This is a genomic window from Corynebacterium kroppenstedtii (assembly GCF_016894245.1).
GTDB lineage: Bacteria > Actinomycetota > Actinomycetes > Mycobacteriales > Mycobacteriaceae > Corynebacterium.
On the sequence record NZ_CP069792.1, the window covers coordinates 67,689 to 84,671 of the forward strand.

The 16,983-nt window shown below is 54.2% G+C and carries 18 protein-coding genes; 7 read left to right on the forward strand and 11 right to left on the reverse strand.

All coding sequences use genetic code 11. The features are described from left to right. Positions 1-29: 29 nt before the first annotated feature. Positions 30-536 (reverse strand): GNAT family N-acetyltransferase, encoded by a 507-nt coding sequence (locus I6J23_RS00405; protein ID WP_204582099.1) that lies wholly within the window; start codon positions 534-536, stop codon positions 30-32. Between the two features lie 28 nt (positions 537-564). Then, complete coding sequence (locus I6J23_RS00410) at positions 565-1,236, reverse strand: LysR family transcriptional regulator substrate-binding protein (RefSeq protein ID WP_204582100.1); 672 nt, start codon at positions 1,234-1,236, stop codon at positions 565-567. A 99-nt stretch (positions 1,237-1,335) separates the two neighbouring features. Here I6J23_RS00410 and I6J23_RS00415 point away from each other — a divergent pair, with 99 nt between their 5' ends. After that, positions 1,336-1,740, forward strand: a complete 405-nt coding sequence (locus I6J23_RS00415) for a DUF5997 family protein (protein WP_204582101.1) — start codon at positions 1,336-1,338, stop codon at positions 1,738-1,740. Between the two features lie 51 nt (positions 1,741-1,791). Here I6J23_RS00415 and I6J23_RS00420 read toward each other — a convergent pair whose 3' ends face one another. The 4 genes from I6J23_RS00420 to glyA all read right to left on the reverse strand — a co-directional run bounded on the left by I6J23_RS00420 (position 1,792) and on the right by glyA (position 6,504). After that, entirely contained in the window at positions 1,792-2,619 is an 828-nt protein-coding gene (locus I6J23_RS00420) for an enoyl-CoA hydratase/isomerase family protein (protein WP_204582102.1), read from the reverse strand. A gap of 105 nt (positions 2,620-2,724) precedes the next feature. Further along, positions 2,725-3,900 (reverse strand): acyl-CoA dehydrogenase family protein, encoded by a 1,176-nt coding sequence (locus I6J23_RS00425; RefSeq protein WP_204582103.1) that lies wholly within the window; start codon positions 3,898-3,900, stop codon positions 2,725-2,727. Positions 3,901-4,504: 604 nt separating this feature from the next. Continuing rightward, the gene (locus I6J23_RS00430) at positions 4,505-5,155 is read right to left on the reverse strand and encodes an isochorismatase family protein (RefSeq protein WP_204582104.1); all 651 of its coding nucleotides are present in this window, start codon (positions 5,153-5,155) and stop codon (positions 4,505-4,507) included. Between the two features lie 2 nt (positions 5,156-5,157). Next, a complete protein-coding gene (glyA, locus tag I6J23_RS00435) occupies positions 5,158-6,504 on the reverse strand; it encodes a serine hydroxymethyltransferase (RefSeq protein WP_239454921.1) in 1,347 nt (448 codons plus the stop codon). A 117-nt stretch (positions 6,505-6,621) separates the two neighbouring features. Here glyA and coaA point away from each other — a divergent pair, with 117 nt between their 5' ends. After that, the gene (coaA, locus tag I6J23_RS00440) at positions 6,622-7,548 is read left to right on the forward strand and encodes a type I pantothenate kinase (RefSeq protein ID WP_204582105.1); all 927 of its coding nucleotides are present in this window, start codon (positions 6,622-6,624) and stop codon (positions 7,546-7,548) included. 13 nt (positions 7,549-7,561) lie between these two features. Here coaA and uppS read toward each other — a convergent pair whose 3' ends face one another. The 4 genes from uppS to mca form a co-directional block, all read right to left on the reverse strand. Then, on the reverse strand, positions 7,562-8,431 hold the full coding sequence (gene uppS, locus I6J23_RS00445) for a polyprenyl diphosphate synthase (RefSeq protein WP_204582827.1): 870 nt from the start codon (positions 8,429-8,431) through the stop codon (positions 7,562-7,564). A 132-nt stretch (positions 8,432-8,563) separates the two neighbouring features. Next, a complete protein-coding gene (locus tag I6J23_RS00450) occupies positions 8,564-9,718 on the reverse strand; it encodes a 3-deoxy-7-phosphoheptulonate synthase (RefSeq protein ID WP_204582106.1) in 1,155 nt (384 codons plus the stop codon). A 28-nt stretch (positions 9,719-9,746) separates the two neighbouring features. Beyond that, on the reverse strand, positions 9,747-10,115 hold the full coding sequence (locus tag I6J23_RS00455) for a hypothetical protein (protein WP_239454922.1): 369 nt from the start codon (positions 10,113-10,115) through the stop codon (positions 9,747-9,749). 261 nt (positions 10,116-10,376) lie between these two features. After that, positions 10,377-11,315: a mycothiol conjugate amidase Mca gene (mca, locus tag I6J23_RS00460; RefSeq protein WP_204582107.1), complete on the reverse strand. Its 939-nt coding sequence runs from the start codon at positions 11,313-11,315 to the stop codon at positions 10,377-10,379. Between the two features lie 372 nt (positions 11,316-11,687). Here mca and I6J23_RS00465 point away from each other — a divergent pair, with 372 nt between their 5' ends. Both I6J23_RS00465 and greA read left to right on the forward strand, forming a co-directional pair. Further along, complete coding sequence (locus tag I6J23_RS00465) at positions 11,688-12,143, forward strand: DUF4307 domain-containing protein (RefSeq protein WP_204582108.1); 456 nt, start codon at positions 11,688-11,690, stop codon at positions 12,141-12,143. Positions 12,144-12,253: 110 nt separating this feature from the next. Then, complete coding sequence (greA, locus tag I6J23_RS00470; RefSeq protein WP_204582109.1) at positions 12,254-12,760, forward strand: transcription elongation factor GreA; 507 nt, start codon at positions 12,254-12,256, stop codon at positions 12,758-12,760. A gap of 196 nt (positions 12,761-12,956) precedes the next feature. Here greA and I6J23_RS00475 read toward each other — a convergent pair whose 3' ends face one another. Continuing rightward, on the reverse strand, positions 12,957-13,835 hold the full coding sequence (locus I6J23_RS00475) for a Bax inhibitor-1/YccA family protein (RefSeq protein WP_204582110.1): 879 nt from the start codon (positions 13,833-13,835) through the stop codon (positions 12,957-12,959). A 664-nt stretch (positions 13,836-14,499) separates the two neighbouring features. Here I6J23_RS00475 and I6J23_RS00480 point away from each other — a divergent pair. The 3 genes from I6J23_RS00480 to I6J23_RS00490 all read left to right on the forward strand — a co-directional run bounded on the left by I6J23_RS00480 (position 14,500) and on the right by I6J23_RS00490 (position 16,980). Then, positions 14,500-15,132 carry a hypothetical protein gene (locus tag I6J23_RS00480; protein ID WP_204582111.1) on the forward strand — a complete coding sequence of 211 codons (633 nt, stop codon included), beginning with the start codon at positions 14,500-14,502 and terminating at the stop codon, positions 15,130-15,132. A 191-nt stretch (positions 15,133-15,323) separates the two neighbouring features. Then, positions 15,324-15,713, forward strand: a complete 390-nt coding sequence (locus I6J23_RS00485; protein WP_204582112.1) for a hypothetical protein — start codon at positions 15,324-15,326, stop codon at positions 15,711-15,713. Positions 15,714-16,443: 730 nt separating this feature from the next. Continuing rightward, positions 16,444-16,980, forward strand: a complete 537-nt coding sequence (locus I6J23_RS00490) for a hypothetical protein (RefSeq protein WP_204582113.1) — start codon at positions 16,444-16,446, stop codon at positions 16,978-16,980. Positions 16,981-16,983: the final 3 nt, after the last annotated feature.

The window sequence follows — 16,983 nt, forward strand, 5'->3', positions numbered from 1 at the left end:
GCCCCCGTTGCACGTCGACGCGGGTTGTTCTACAGCAGCTTTTCGTAAATAGCGCACTGGCGGTATTGATGAGACCACGGACCGTACACCATCCATCCGTGGCGCTGAAGTGTGCCCACTTTCCTGAATCCTGCCTTTGCATGGAGCGCTTGGGAGGCGGAATTGTCCTCAAATATCCATCCGGTTATGGTCCACGCGCCCCACTCCTTCGCCTTCACAGCCGAGTGCTCCAGAAGAGCAGTACCCACTCCACGCCCTGACGCGGCCGGATCGATGTAAATAGAATCCTCTAAGAAACCAGTCAGGGAGGGCCGATGGTAAAACGGCATGAGGGCAACCCACCCGAGAATATGTCCCTCATCTTCCGCGACGAAACACAACTCCGGAATCTTCTTGCCGACGAACTCCTCCCACGTGACCGGTGAGTCTTCATACGCACCATTGCCCGTATCCAGCCCGGCCTGGTGAATACGTGCCACGTCTGGATAATCGTCGCGCGTCATAAGACGAATGGCTCCTGTGAACGATGCTGTCATAGCGCTCTATTGTTCCATTCCGTACACGCTACCGCGATGATCGAGCTGTGCGCCCCCGAACGATTCCGACAAGGTTCTGTATGTCGCGATTATCACGAGATTGCAACCACACCATGGCCAGCCGCGTCGGGCGTCCATCGCTCAAAGCGACATCTTTCACACCACGCTTATTGATTACCCGCAACAACGGGCGGGGTGCGATAACGACACCGACGTTCGCGGAAACAACTTCAAGCGCGGCACGGACATCGGCTATCTCAACTCGGTAATGGGGAGGTTTCGGTGACCACATGATCTTTTCGTCTTCTAATTCATGCGAGCTGACCTGCGGAAACAGTGCGATGGGGTTGTCCTTAGGAACCGCAACGCCGGGCTGTTCCTCGTAGAGCTCAATGAGATGGATTGACTGACCACTCGCTTCAGCATCCTTGACGACACCCTCCCGTCCACGATTATCCATGCGGACGAAAGCCACATCGGCCTTTCCACGCAGGACATAAGGAAGTGGATGGTCCGCGGGGGCCGACGCAATACGCACCGGGCGTTCACTACGCGGATCGCGATGTGATTTCTGTTCTTCGCGCGATTCAGAAGGTTTCGTCATACCGCGCGGCGCACCACCGTGGCGTTCATCAAAACGGCGGAACCATTTGTCGGGAAGAAGTCCCGGGACGAAGACGACCTTGAGGTATTCGGTCATGAACCGATCGTAACGTACGACGCCCATGCACAACGGGATGAGCGACTCAGTGCTGAGAGCGTCGGGGATGAGAACTGCTTATGCATTACTCTGGTGCGCATGAACGATACTCATTCGCACAGTGATCGCACGTCCGGGCCGCAACCATCCAGTACTCGTATGAAGCCCATGACGGCCGCGAAGAAGCTCAATATTTTTCTCCCTGCCACGCCTGAAGACTTCCAGAAGACGGCACTTACCCATGATGAATTTGTGGGCTTACAAAACAATCCGCCTCAGTGGCTGAAAGATTTGCGGGCAAATGGGCCTCATCCTCGAGCGGAAGTCGCGCGGAAGCTCGGTGTCACCGCTGCAGCATTGAAGCGCAATGACATGGATAAACCGCTTACTACTGCTGAAATTAACAACCTTCTTAGCGATCGTCCGCAGTGGCTGCAGGAAGGGCGGAAGTCACTGGCAGAGGAGCGCGAGCGTCGTCACGCTGCCAACGAAAGTCGTACGTAGTGCATAAGCAAAATGTTTCTGTCTGCCCCAGCGGCTACTGGGAGTGCCCTACTAACACCCTCTGAACTGGGGCTTTCTCTTTTCGACGAATGATCGCACCGCCTCTTGATGGTCCTCTGTGAAGGCTAGACGCGCTTGGGCATCCGCTTCCCTCGTGGCCGCGGCCATCACAGCCTGCTCGTCTTTCACCAAGCTCTTGATTTCACAGAATGCCTTGGTCGGGCCTTGTGCCAATGCTAGGGCGAACTTCGTTGCAGCCTCCTCAGCGCGGTCGTTGTCGGTGACCTCGGTGACAAGCCCCAGGTCATATGCACGCTCGGCTGTAAGCTGCTGGTCACGGTACAGCACCTCGAGAGCCCTGGCGGGTCCGACAACGGAGGTAAGCGTGTGTGAGAGCCCGCAATCGGAAGCTAATCCAACTCCAGCGAAGGAGGCTGTAAAGGATGCTGTTCGGGAAGCAATGCGGAAGTCACAGTTCAAAGCTAAAGACCATCCTGCACCGGCCGCTGGTCCAGAAATAGCTGCTACAACGGGGACTTTGATAGCGAGCAAGGCTTCAATCATGGGGTTGTATTCATCGACAACCTTGCCCATCCCCTGGCCAGTGGACAAGTCCTGGAGATGTTCTTTGAGGTCTTGCCCGACGCAGAAGGACTTCCCCTCAGCGTTAAGAAGCACAGCGCGGACGCTCGGATCATTGGCCGAGTCAAATTCTTCGTGGAGACGTGATCGAAGCGCCTTATTGATGGCGTTATACCCTTCTGGACGCCGCAGCGTGATCACCCGCACCACACCAGAGGCAGCGTCGGCTGCGTTTATTGGTGTGCCTGTCTCAACATCCAGGTTATCGACGCCCACGACGTCCTGTTCGTCTGCCATAACAGCCTTTCTGGTCGCCGTTGGGCTTGCGGCGCACGCTCACCACACTGGGTTCACGCACTTCACTCACCGCACGGTAGCCCTACACCGTAGTTTGGCAGTGTCTTACTTGCCAGCGCCCTTAGCAAGGCGACGCGCAATGATTTCCTTCATGATTTCGTTCGGACCACCGTAGATTGGCTGAACACGCGTATCCAGGTAATGGGTAGCGATCGGGTATTCCATCATGAATCCATAGCCACCATGCAATTGCAGCGCATTATTAACCACTTCTACCTGCAGATCCGTGGTCCACCACTTGGCCATCGCCGCTGTTGTTTCATCAAGCTCGCCCTTGACTTTTGCTTCAATGCAGGCATCGACGAATGACTGAGCAGCTTGAATCTTGGTAGCCATCTCAGCCAACATCCACCCGTAGGCCTGGTGGTCAACCAGTCGTTTGCCGAACGTCTTACGATCTTGGCTGTGCTGATAAACGAGGTCGAAAGCGCGGCGCGAGGTCGCTACAGAGCCAACGGCAATCGAAAGCCGCTCTTGCGCCAAGTTGTGCCTGAGGTAACCAAACCCGGCACCTTCTTCACCGAGGAGGTTCTCAGCCGGAACAGTGACGTTTTCAAAGGACAACTCCGCAGTGTCCTGGGCTTTAAGTCCGACTTTCTTCAGTGGGCCCGTCTTGGTGTACCCCTCCATACCGTCCTCAACAATGAGGAGCGAAACACCGGCTCGGCCCTTTTCAGGGTCAGTAACGGCCACGATAATTGTGAAATCTGCTTGGACGCCATTGGAGATAAATGTCTTGGCACCATTCACGATGTAGTTACCGTCGGCGTCTTTCTTAGCAAGCGTGCGGATCCCTGCCAGGTCGGCTCCGGCGCCCGGCTCGGTCATAGCGATAGCCGCGATCTTCTCACCAGCACAGAGTGGACGCAGGAAGCGCTCTTTTTGTTCCTCATTGGCAAAGCGCTCGAGGTAGGGAACAACCAAGTCATTGATCGTCTGCACAGAGACAAGGACTGAACCGCAATCAGACTGAGCGAGCTCTTCCGAGAGGATAGCGTTAAAACGCCAGTCGTCCATGCCTCCACCGCCGAATTTTTCGTCGGCAGTAATTCCTAAAAGACCGATCTCACCGGCCTTTTTGTACATGTCGCGATCGCAATAGCCCTGTTCATGCCACTGGCCGACATGAGGAGTGATCTCCTTTGCGACGAAATCGCGGGCGGTTTCACGAAACATCTTGTGCTCGTCATCGAAAATCGTGCGGGGTAAGAAGTTCTTCATGGGATATGCGCTCCTTATCTGTTCTTATTGTGATTAGCAGCAGTTTTCGAGGTCTGAAGGTGACCGCGACGTGAACACTACTTTAAGTGGTAGGTCATGGTTTATATGCGATAGTAACCCATGTCACAGCTTGACGAGGCGTATTTTTCAATCATGACATAGCGAGACACGAGGGGCGGGGGTAAAAATTACCCCCGGTCTACATCGGTCAAAATCCCATTGACCAGGAGATTTCAATTATTGATACAAATAAGTTGCTTAAATCATTGACGGATTGCTTTAGGTAAGGCTAAATTGAAGGTCATACCGCAGCGGGATGTTCGAGAACGCTCTACCACCCGGGGACATCAGGGGTTCCCTAGGTAGGCGGAGCATCTCAGAGTGGTGCACAGTGATGAAAATCGATACTGGTTGTGCTGGTTCGATCGGCAAGGGTCATTCCTCTTCTCCCCTTCCTGATCTGCCTTCCCTCAGCGCTCGTCACCTCCTCCAGGCGCCGAGGACACCAGCACTGTCGTCGCCAATATCGACCTCCGGAATAGAAACGGCACTGTGATGGCCTCGTCAACCATCACAGTGCCGTTTCACGTATCAGAATCAGTAACTAGCTCACCGCTGCACCTGCATGTTTCATTTCTTGCAGGGCCTTCGCGCTGGAATCCGGGGCAACACCGGCGCATAAATCCGGGAGGAGAGTAACGGTGAACCCCTCCGCGATTCCATCGAGCACCGTCGCCTTCACACAGAAATCTGTCGCAATTCCGCAGACGTCGATAAACTCGATCCCCTGCTTGCGCAACCAGGGGCCTAGTCTCTCTGGCTGCCCACCGCCTGAGGCCTCATCGGTTCCTTCAAGATAGCCCTCAAAACCGCTATAGGCAGCTTCATATTCGCCCTTCAGGAACCAATAGTCGACAGATGAGACGTCGAGATTCGGGTGCGAATCGGCTCCTGGAGTGCCGACTTTGCAGTGGACGGGCCATGTCTCGACGAAATCAGGTTCCACACCTGGCGGTGCAAAGTGTGAGCCGGGGTCGATGTGCCAGTCCTTCGTTCCCACAATGAAGTCATACTTGGCCGTAATATCCGGCCGCCGGACATAATCAGAGATTCCCGTCGCCACTGTGTCACCACCTTCGCAGCCCAGTGCACCACCAGGGCAGAAATCATTCTGAACGTCAACAATGACTAAGCATCGGTGAGTTGGTCCAGCGTCCGCTTCGTGTGTGTGAGAGGAACTATTTATGTCGCGCATGATTACATCAATGTCCAATCTTCCAGACCGTCATAGAGGGGGAATTGTTTAGCTAGGGATTCAACCCGCTGACGTAAGTCATCTCGAACGTCATCGGACTTTCCTTGATGGCCACTGATCAGCGTCTCCGCAATAATGTCGGCGACTTCCCCAAATGCTTCTTGATCAAATCCGCGGGTCGCCAGCGCCGACGTTCCGATTCTGAGTCCAGAGGTGACCATGGGTGGTCGCGGATCAAACGGCACCGCATTGCGGTTCACCGTGATTCCTACATCATGGAGCGCATCCTCAGCTTCCTGACCATTTAACGACGAATGACGCAAGTCAACGAGGACGAGGTGAACGTCGGTACCACCGGTGAGGACATCGATCCCCGCCTCCCCGGCATCGTCTTGGGTCAGGCGATTGGCCAAAATACGCGCTCCGGCGACGGTTCGACGCTGACGATCCCGGAATTCCTCTGATCCCGCGATTTTCATCGCAACAGCTTTTCCTGCGATAGGGTGCATCAAGGGTCCACCTTGCTGACCTGGGAAAACAGCTGAGTTGATCTTCTTGAAAAGATCTAGATCATTCGTCAGGATCATCCCTGACCGAGGACCACCCAACGTCTTATGGATGGTCGTAGAGACGACATCCGCGTAAGGAACCGGTGATGGGTGGAGACCAGCAGCTACCAGCCCTGCGAAGTGAGCCATATCCACCCACAATGTGGCACCCACTTCATCGGCGATCTCCCGGAATGCCGCGAAATCCTCATGACGTGGATAGGCGGACCACCCCGCAATAATGACGGACGGTTTTTCCTCCACGGCCTGCTGGCCAACCTTGTCCATGTCGATGGTCATGGTCGTGGGATCTACTTCATAAGCGACCGCGTTATACAGCTTTCCCGAGAAATTGAGCTTCATTCCGTGGGTTAAATGGCCCCCATGTGCCAGGGAGAGGCCCAGAATCGTGTCTCCTGGCTTCGCGATGGCCATGAGCACTGCAGCATTCGCTTGAGCACCAGAATGAGGCTGCACATTGGCATATTTCGCGCCGAAGACCTTCTTGGCGCGGTCCCTCGCAAGGTCCTCGATGATGTCCACATTTTCGCAGCCACCGTAGTATCGACGCCCCGGATACCCCTCCGCATATTTGTTCGTCAGAACCGAACCCTGGGCTTGAAGGACCGCTCTGGGAACGAAATTCTCACTCGCAATCATCTCGAGCGTGGTCCGTTGGCGGCTCAGTTCGCCGGCAATGGCGTCGGAAACCTCGGGGTCGATCTGAGATAACGGCTGATTAAGGAGTTGATCAGGGGTATTAGCAGTAGACGGGGTCGTGCTTGATGAAGAATTACTCATAAAGGCCCTTCCTCGCTGGGGATGGCGTGATTGCAGAACTACCCCATAGCTTAATGGGAGTATCGATTATGCACCCCACTTATGAGATAGGTCATTCGACGGAGCACAATGGAAGGCATGTCACGTGCGACTGAATCCAGCCCCTATCTGGAATTCAATAGACACCAATGGAAGCGCTTGCGCATGTCTCAACCGCAGGTGCTTACCGAAGCTGAGGTGAAAGAGCTTCGCGGTGTGGGCGAGAACATTGCGCTGGATGAAGTGACAGAGGTCTATTTGCCATTATCGCGACTCATCCATCTCCAAGTGGAGGCCCATCAACGCTTGGGGCAAGCCACGGCAACGTTCTTGGGAGAAGACGTTCCCCATATTCCGTTCATCATTGGTATCGCAGGATCTGTCGCCGTCGGTAAATCGACAACCGCTCGGTTGTTACAGAGACTGCTTCAACGGTGGGATTCTCACCCCAAGGTTGATCTGGTCACAACAGATGGCTTCCTTTATCCCACTGCCGAGTTAACGCGACGCGGCATTTTAGATAGAAAGGGTTATCCAGAAAGCTTTAATCGTCGTGCATTGTTGCGGTTTATCACCGACGTGAAAGCCGGCTCTCGTAACGTTCGCGTACCGGTGTATTCCCATGAGTTATATGACATTGTTCCCGATACGTTTATTACTGTTGATCGGCCGGATATTTTGATTATTGAGGGACTCAATGTTCTTCAAACAGGCCCAACGTTAATGGTGTCTGATTTTTTTGAATTCAGCGTGTATGTCGACGCTCATCCTCGCGACATTGAACAATGGTATGTGGATCGCTTTTTGCAATTGCGAAATATCTCATTCTCTGATCCCGATGCGCACTTCCACCATTTTGCTGACCTTGACGACGACACCGCTATTCGGGAAGCCCGTGAAATCTGGCAGCGCGTAAACCTCCCAAACCTGACGGAAAATGTCTTGCCGACGCGCCCCCGCGCGACCCTGGTGTTAATGAAGGGCGAAGATCACTCTGTACAGCGCGTTCGCATGCGGAAAGTGTGATATCCCGCGCGTATTACCGGCCGAACCGCCGGTTCCGTCGTGAAAAGTCGCGCAGTGCGCGGAGAAAATCCACACGTCGAAAAGCTGGCCAGTACGTGTCAGTAAACCAAATCTCCGAATACGCCGATTGCCACAAAAGGAACCCTGACAAACGCTGCTCCCCGGACGTGCGGATCACAAGATCCGGATCAGGCTGGCCAGAGGTATACAGGTGATCAGAAATTCCTTGTACAGTGATTGCTTCCGCTATGTCCTCAAGAGAAAATCGCTGATCGTCGTCGTAGTCCTCCCCCAGTTCGTTCCCCCTGGACGAGGACACTAGTTCAACCTGGTGAGCGCGTTCATCGTCCTTAGTAGACGAGTCCCGAGATGCCTCTTCCCTCTCTTTTAGTCGGTCTTCAAGCAACGACCTCACGGCATCAACTATTTCCTGCCGCCCACCGTAACCAACGGCCATATTGACACACACTCCGGTATGGTTAGCGGTCGCTTTTTCATTCGTGGCGAGACGGTCAGTGAGAGCATCGGGAAGGATATCACGGTGGCCTACCACACGGAGCCGTGCGTTTAGCCTCGATTTGGCCAATTCATCGGACACGTCCCCAATGATTCTGCATAAAAGTTGCAGTTCAGCCTTGTCGCGGTGGAGATTTTCTGTACTCAGCAAGTAAATGGTGACAAGTTCAATCCCGCGTTCACCGGACCACTGGACAAGCTCACTGATTTTCTTCGCGCCCACACGATGGCCGTGACTCACGTCAATGAATCCGGCTTCCCTGGCCCACCTGCGGTTACCATCACACATGACGGCGATGTGGCGAGGTACGGGCTTACCCTCAAGTGCCCTTACCAAGCTGGCCTCATACAACGGGTAGGTTGCCATGAGGGCCACCCGTTTACATGCGGCACGAACACGCTTCCCAGCTCGGCGCACTAATGACACCAACCGGTTTTCGGTCACGCGGTCATCATCGCAGCGAATGTTGGGCGGAATAGTCACGCTCATATGGTACGCCTATGCGTCGCGTCCCCTCGTGTGAACGGCACGGGCGAGTTCATCGAGGGCGCTCGTTGTCGCATCCCACCCCATGCAGGCATCGGTTATCGATTGACCATATGCCAATGTCCCTTTGCCGTGCCGACGGACCATATCCTCATCATGGGCCTGTTTGCCTGGGACTAGGAAAGATTCCATCATCACACCATTAATTCCTGGCTCCCCCTCAGCAATCCGTTCTGCAATATCAGCGACGACGGCACGCTGGCGGATGTGGTCTTTGCCAGAATTCCCGTGTGAAGCGTCGATGGTTACTGCCGGGTGCAGACCGGCTGCCGTGAGCCGGTCGGTGGCGGTAAGTACGCTCTCTGTTCCGTAATTCGGCCCGGATATGCCTCCGCGGAGAATCACATGGCCGTCCGCATTCCCCAGGGAGCTCACCACTCCGACGTGGCCGTCGTCATCGACCCCGACAAAACGATGGGCCACCGACGCTGCACGAATCGCATCAATTGCCTGCTGAATACTGCCATCAGTGGCGTTTTTAAAACCGATAGGTATGGGCAGCGATGACGCTAACTGCCGATGCACTTGGCTCTCGACGGTCCGCGCTCCGATGGCGCCCCACGACACAGCGTCGTGGATGTAACTCGTTGTGAGTGGTTCCACAAACTCGGTGGCCGTCGGCAAGCCTAAGGAAAGAACGTCGCGGAATACCTCTCGCTCTAAAGCCAATCCCCGATTGACGTTTCCGCTTCCGTCGAGATCGGGATCATTAACAAGCCCTTTCCAGCCCACTGTTGTGCGCGGTTTTTCGCCATACACTCTCATGACGATAAAGAGGCGATCGGAATAACGTTGTGCCTGCTCAGCGAGCCGGGCGGCGTAGTCATAGGCTGCATCACGGTCGTGGATGGAACACGGTCCGACAATGACGAGTAAACGATGATCCCGTCCGTGAATAATGTTCGCGATAGTACGTCGGCTTGACTCAACTAACCGACGGGCGGCTGCGTCCAACTCAATGTGGTGTCTCAGTTCCCTAGGCGATGGCAAGGGGCGTATAGGTGAGACGTCGGCAATTGGAGCAGCTTCGCTAAAAGTTGACCCAGCAGATGTGGCAGTCGCTGCATTAAGGGGTGAGACAGACGAGGTTCTAAAAGTAGGGCGCATAAGAAAAGTAACCGATCGCAGCTAGGCTCTATTCATTATCCGTTGTGTCATCCGTTTTTGCCGACGGGGGTGGTGTCGACTGACTTTTATTCTTTAATCGAACTTCCGGGAAACGAGAGTGTGCGTTGACGTCTTGTACACCCTTTTCCGCCATACGGCGATCGATCTCTTCTGTATTGAAGACGTCGATTCCCTCTTGCTCAGCGAATGCGCGGCGGCGATTTAAATTTTTAATTCGCTTCGTAGCTGAACGGCCAAGAATAATGACGACGACTAAAAGCCCAATGAGTATGAGAAGGCCCACCGGTGATGCTTTACCGAATTCAGGCCCCAGCGGACCGCCCTTTTCCTGTTGGGCGAGGATCCCTCCCGTAGTAACCGCCAGGTGAGTAGACATCGTAGAGAGTTTAGCTCCACCGAGAGACACCAACTCTGCTGCTACGTCGTATCCCATTATCACTGCCACTACTCCTGTTTCTCTTCATGACCGTCAGAATAACCACGCAATGCCTCAACCGCCGGCGGAAAGCACAGCGTTCATAAGACCCAGCGAGACACAGCGGATTGGTCTCGGGAATAGTGTACGTCGTTACGCTCCACCTGTGACATCACCGTCGAAAAGCGATGTCATCGACGGCGGAGGCACTACAACGACAAGCTAGTCGTCGTCCCCCTGAGAGTATTCCTGGCGTGCGGCTTGGGACACCATCCCAGGAACATTATCTGGCTGATGATCAGGATCAATGCCCGCAAACAGATCGTTTTCCGGAAGCGAAACATCAACGCGGCTGGCAGCCAACTCGAATTCCTCAGTCGGCCACACTCTTCTCTGGTCCTCAGGTGAGACAGCGAACCACCGACTGTGCGGATCAATTTGTGTCGCATGAGCGCGGAGAGCGTCGTCACGCTTGTGGAAAAAATCTGCCACGTTAACTTGCGTGGTCACCCTCTCCATCAAATCGGGCCAGTCATCTGCCTTATCGACGCGGTCCTGGTATGGGCTCGGCAGTCCACGATTAATAAAGTCGTTGTGGAGGGCAAGGAACCGACTCTTCACAAATCCGTGGGTGTAGTACATTTTCGACACAACCCACGGCTCGCCCTTTTCTGGGTGGAAGTCCGGGTCCCCGGCGCGCAACCATGCGCGGACAGATACCGCGTGGGTCTTGATGTGATCGGGATGAGGGTATCCACCGTTCTCGTCGTACGTGATCATGACGTGCGGGCGGAAATCACGAATGACCTCAACGACGTCTGCCGTGGCTTCCTCTGTATTAGCTAATGCGAATGAGCCCTCCGGCAACGGTGGCAACGGGTCCCCTTCGGGCAGACCGGAGTCGACATAGCCTAACCAGCGCTGCTTAATTCCCAGAATTTCGGCAGCTTTGGCCATTTCTTTCTTACGCAATTCAATCATGTTCTCGCGGACTTCGGGGCGGTCCATGGCTGGGTTAAGGATCGAGCCACGCTCGCCACCCGTGCAGGTCAAGACCATAACTTCATTGCCTTCATTGGCGTACCGAGCTAACGTCGCTGCGCCTTTACTAGATTCATCATCCGGGTGCGCGTGAATTGCTAAGAGTCGAAATGCAGTCATGACATATCCTCCGAGTTTGTTAATAAAATAATCGGCCTTATTGCGCCGCCGATGTACGAGCTTAACGCGCTCACACCATCGGGTATAACCAAGATATTTGGTGCCAGCAAGAAACGCGCATAAGGGTTGCAAACAAAGTTGATATCCAAAGTTGATAACCCAAGATGATTTTCACCTGGGCCGTACAATCACCCGCGACTCCCCATGGCCAACCTGCTACATCCATTTCTGTGACACATCACTTTTACGTCGAATGTCTCCGTTTTTCAACTAGCGATACTTTCCACGTATCGCTGGCGTCAAGCACCGCTGTACATTTCACCTATCCCCTACAGCGCTAACACCGGCCGTTGCTGTCGTACTATAGGAATCATGACCGACCAGGATTCTCAGTCGCCCACAGGCCACACCACCGAAGAACAACGTTATGGCTCTTCACGGTCGACATCGATCTCGGGCAAAGTCATCATTATCGGCGTTGTTCTCGTGCTAGTAATCAGCGGCTTATACATGTGGAATCAGTGGCGTAACGAATCTTCCTCCGATGTCTCTATTTCGTCGGCAGGTTTTGACCGGCCCAACGATTCGCTACTGAATTTTAAGGTCGACGTCACACGTGACGACGCTTCTCGCGGGGCGTATTGCATTGTGACTGCGCTGGATTATGACAAAAACGAGGTCGGGCGTCGGGAGTTTGTTATCCCGTCCGGTGGCGACAAGACCGAGCGCTTTACGGTGGCTATTCCCACACGCGCTCGAGCGGTCGCTGGGAAAGAATACGGATGCTCAACGGAGATTCCGAGCTATCTCGACGATTCGGACACATAAGCCGACGTTGCTGGCTTTGAATCCACCATCTCAGTGGTACCATGCACTGCGTTATACGAATCGAAGCATTTTATCTTCATAGACCGCAACGTTTGAGAGGCTGAGTAAATATGGCTGAGGATACAAACACCCGTTGGCTAACCCAAGAAGCCTACGACCGTCTTAAGAAGGAATTAGATGGTCTTAAAGCTAACCGCCCCGTCATCGCTGCCGAGATCAACGAGCGTCGCGAAGAGGGAGACCTGAAAGAGAACGGTGGCTACCACGCGGCCCGCGAACAGCAGGGCCAAGAGGAAGCCCGCATCGCTTACCTCGAGGAACTCCTCGATTCCGCAACTATCGGCGAAGCGCCGTCTCAGAGCGGTGTTGCCCTCGTCGGTTCCGTTGTCCACGTGTACTACGACGGTGACGAGGATGACACCGAAACCTTCCTCATCGGCACCCGCGGTGTTCACTCATCTAACACCGACCTGGAAACCTATTCCACTGATGCTCCGCTCGGCGAAGCCATCGTCGGAGCCAAGGAGGGAGAAACTCGCGAATACCAGACTCCCAATGGCTCAACAGTATCGGTCACGATCGTCAAAGCCGAGCCGTACGACGAGTCAAAGAAGTAATTTTCAAAAAGTATTTTTTGACGACGACGTAAAGAAGCCCTCCGTGATTCGTCGCGGAGGGCTTCTTTTTTCCCAGAGCACTGGTTCTCGATGCGCCCGTCGTCTCAGTATCGCGATATCAAAATGTCGACCAACAAACATGATGGCCGACGATTTCCTCACCACGAAAAACCGTGGTGAGGTCAATGATCTCGCACTAGTTCCTGTTCGCGTACGACAGCAGACGGAGAATTTCGGTGTAGAGCCAGACCAGTGTTACGGCCAACCCAAGGGCAACACCCCATGCCATCTTCGACGGTGCACCTGCGCGGACCAGTTGATCTGCGGTATCAAAGTCCTGCAGGAAGCTCAGCGCAGCTAAGCCGATGCACAGGAGCGAGAAACCGATGGCGAGTGGGCCACCGTCGGTCAGGGGATTATGACCGGTGAAGATTGCCAGGAGCATGTTGCCTAGGGCCAGAACGAGCACGCCGACGAGTGCTCCTAACATGATGCGGTTGAACTTTGGTGTGACACGGATGGCTCCCGTCCGATAAACGATCAGCATCCCGATGAATACGCCGATGGTGCCCAACACTGCTTGGCCGATGATGGTGCCGGCATTTGCGCCGCTGACCATAACATTTGCAAAGACGCTGGTCAGTCCACCAACGAAGAGGCCTTCGAAAGCAGCATAAAGAAGGGTAACGACGGGTGAGCCGAACTTCTTACCGAACGTCGACACCATGACCATGATGAGTCCGCCGATCGCGCCAACCATAGTCAGCAAGCTGGAGACCTGTGGATTCGACAAGGACAGCATGTAGTTAATGACGGCGCCGACGATAATGACCCCGAGCGTAATGCTGGTCTTGACGATAACGTCGTCAATGGTCATTCCGCGCTCTGCAGTTGTGCCCTGGGCCTGCTGCATGGTCTGTTGCCCGAACTGCTGGGCACCAGCCATCGATGCGCCCCGCTGACCGAACTGCTGGGCGTCTTGGCCTTGGCCGAACACGTACTCACCCTGACCTGAACGGGCTTCACGCTTCCGTTCTTCCGTCAGGGAGCTGAAGTATGGGTTTGAACTACGCACGGGGGGTAAATCCTTTCATCGTGCACTTAACTCACTAAGCGTTATCGTGATCACCACTATAGGTGATCACCATGTTTGCGTTGACTATCTCAGCGGCCACGCGACATCTTACGGCCGAGCTGGACTCAACTGAAGAGCCTCGGCCGGCACCAGCGTTGCCGAAGACAGATGCGAAGACAGTAACAACGGCTGGTCGTTAAGAGTAACGGACAAAGTAGAAGGTTTGTTCCCGCCTTTCCTAGTCGCTGACTTCCCCACAATGATGGCTTACGTACCCGAAATGGGGCTCACGTACCTCAATTGAATCACGCACGATCACGATGGTTCGAGAACGAGGATGACGGCTACATTGGCGGATATACCATCTCCGACTTTGGCGCATTTCCCCCCGTCGAACTTCATTCGCCCCTCCGAGCGAAAAGAGAAGCCGCCGTTTAACGGCTCGATAAATGAGAGGAACAGCCCGTCTAAGCGAAGGTATCGATGAGGCGCCCATAACGGATCAGAGCGACAGAACGATGTATCGTACAGGACTTTAGCCACCGCGCATCCGCTTCCACAACGAGCGATAACGAACACCAACATTTACGATATATCCGACGACATCACGAAATCACAACAACAAGTTGAAGCCACAACAACAAGTTAAGGAAACAAAACCACCATGCGCCTTTCTCGCTCCACCGTCGCACTCAGTTCCATTGTCGTCGCCGCAACACTAGCTCTGACTGGATGCTCCCACGACAACTCATCGTCATCAACATCAACATCGCTCGTGACGTCGTCGGTTACGACGTCTCCATCATCTCCCTCCTCTTCTCCGTCGAAGTCTTCCGAGTCTCCTTCTTCAGAAGAGCCAAAGAGTACCGAGAACCGCGACGAGCAAGACGAACCTGACAAAGAGAACGACAACAAAGATAAAAAGGACAATAAAAACGGGGATAAGGAGAAAGACAAAGAGAACAAGAAGCAAGCGGACAACAAGCCGAACAACAACAAACCGGCCGATAATAAGCCCGAAGACAACCCCGCCCCACCTGTCGCCCCAGCCCCGGCCCCTAATAACGACGGTGGCGACCGGCAAGATGAGGCACAAAGCCAGCAGCGACGCCAAGAAGATACACAGCCTAGTGAAACTTACCAATTGCAACCGTGGGAAAACTTCACCGTAAAGCAACCCGTCGTAGAAAACTCTCCGTGTGGCCCGGAACTTGATCGCGGTGCCACTGGACAAACCAAAGAAGGAAAGCCACTGCATTGCTCAGACAGCACGAACCCCAAGTGGGTTCCCTGGTGACCACACCACCCGGGAGAAATGACCGGTAAAACCTCTATGGAATGTGAATCAGCCGGCATGAATTGACGCGCAGGGGGTGGTGTCCAACCTAGGGTTGATATATGTTGTACATGTCACCATCGAACTCGTTGACCCTGCATTATCCAGGAAAACGTGCGGTGGTGTGCCCATCCCTCTGAAAGGACACCGTAATGAAGAATACAAAGGCTATCCTCGGTAGTCTGGCGCTCGCAGGCGCACTCACCGTCGGAGCCCCGGCTGCTCAGGCGGCAGAAGCTCCCTCAGCCCCCGCCGCAAGCGCCACGCACCAGGAGGAATCGGCGACCTCCACCACGGATCAGCAAAAAGACTCCACGACGGATGACGCTGATAAGGATAGCGCTGAGCACAAGGCGTACGTTACCAAGTGCACGCTTAGCACGCTCGGTGGAGCGCTTACCGGCATCTTGACCGGTGCTACTGCCGGCACCGTCTTCGGCCCCGGCGTCGGCAACATCGTTGGAGCAGTGATCGGTGGCCTCGGTGGAGGCATCACCGGTGGTCTCAAAGGCTGCCTGCCCGCTGAGAACAGCGCAGCCTAATAGGATCAGTTCATCATCCACGATCGAATAAGGTCGATTCTATACCGCCCACCCGTGGGCGGTTTTTGTTTGTTAAATACTGTTTTTTTAACTTCACTTTTGGAATATTAGAAAAATTCTCCCGTTTAGATAACGAAGTAAACAGCATTCCAAGTACAATCCACTTGATTAACGGGATTGCATACTTAATGCACTCATCACCCAGGAAATGATGAACTAACTCTTTTACAAGTGCCCAGCATTCATGAATGGCGATTGCTGTTAGGAAGGGAGTGTGGCGCGATTCAGCATTGCCGGTTCGCCGGTAACTTCAGCCCATCCGAAAAGCGATACGCACCATCCTGCATCATCTCGCGAAAATATGGGCACGCGTTCGTTTGCCGGCACCCTACTAGCCACTACAATCCCCACCAGGTCATAAACGGGGGGAAGAATTATCGGGTAGCGGTACCCCCATTCGGCGTCCGAAATATTCTCTTTCACACAGCACTACCGCCTCGAAAACAAGCTAGCCTGCGCACTTTCATCCACAACAGTACAAGAGAAGTGCTAAAACGACGGGAAAAGACGCAAAGCTTACATTTCCCCAGCTAACACCCTGACTTTTCGGGGCGAATATAGAGTTGCCTGGCTGATCCACCGCCCCTAACCCCTGGGGCATAGCTGAAGAACTGGGTGTATTAATCCACCTAATTCAGGTGTGGACAGCGCAACAAAGGAACACATAATCATGCACAAACGACTTCAAGGCGTCGCCCTCGCCGCGCTACTCGCAGCGCTATCTCTTTCGGCTTGCACCGACAATGGCGGAAACGACACAAAGTCATCTTCCGTACCGACGGCGACATTAACCAGCACGATATCTTCCTCGTCCAGCACCACGTCGTCCGAACCAACGCAAACCGAAACTACTGCCGCTAATCCGTCAACTGAACCAAGAGAGCAACCCGCCGTCACACAAGGTCAGACTCAATCTGATGGCGTCATTGGCTACACCGGAGCACCAGGGTTTGATCGCCCACATCTTCTCAACAAGACAATTAGCAGCTGCGGAAATCCCCAACTACACGAAACCGGAACCACATTTTTCACTGACGGAACCTCGGGATGGACGCAGCACTGTGCCACCCAAATGGCAAACCAGCGGCCCATAACCACCCAACCACCGCAGGTTGGCCCAAGCTCTGGAGAGATCCAAAGCTGGTGGATGGACTGTATCTCATCCCACGATGAACAGTACTGCCGAGACACCGACCCCTACCACTAATCC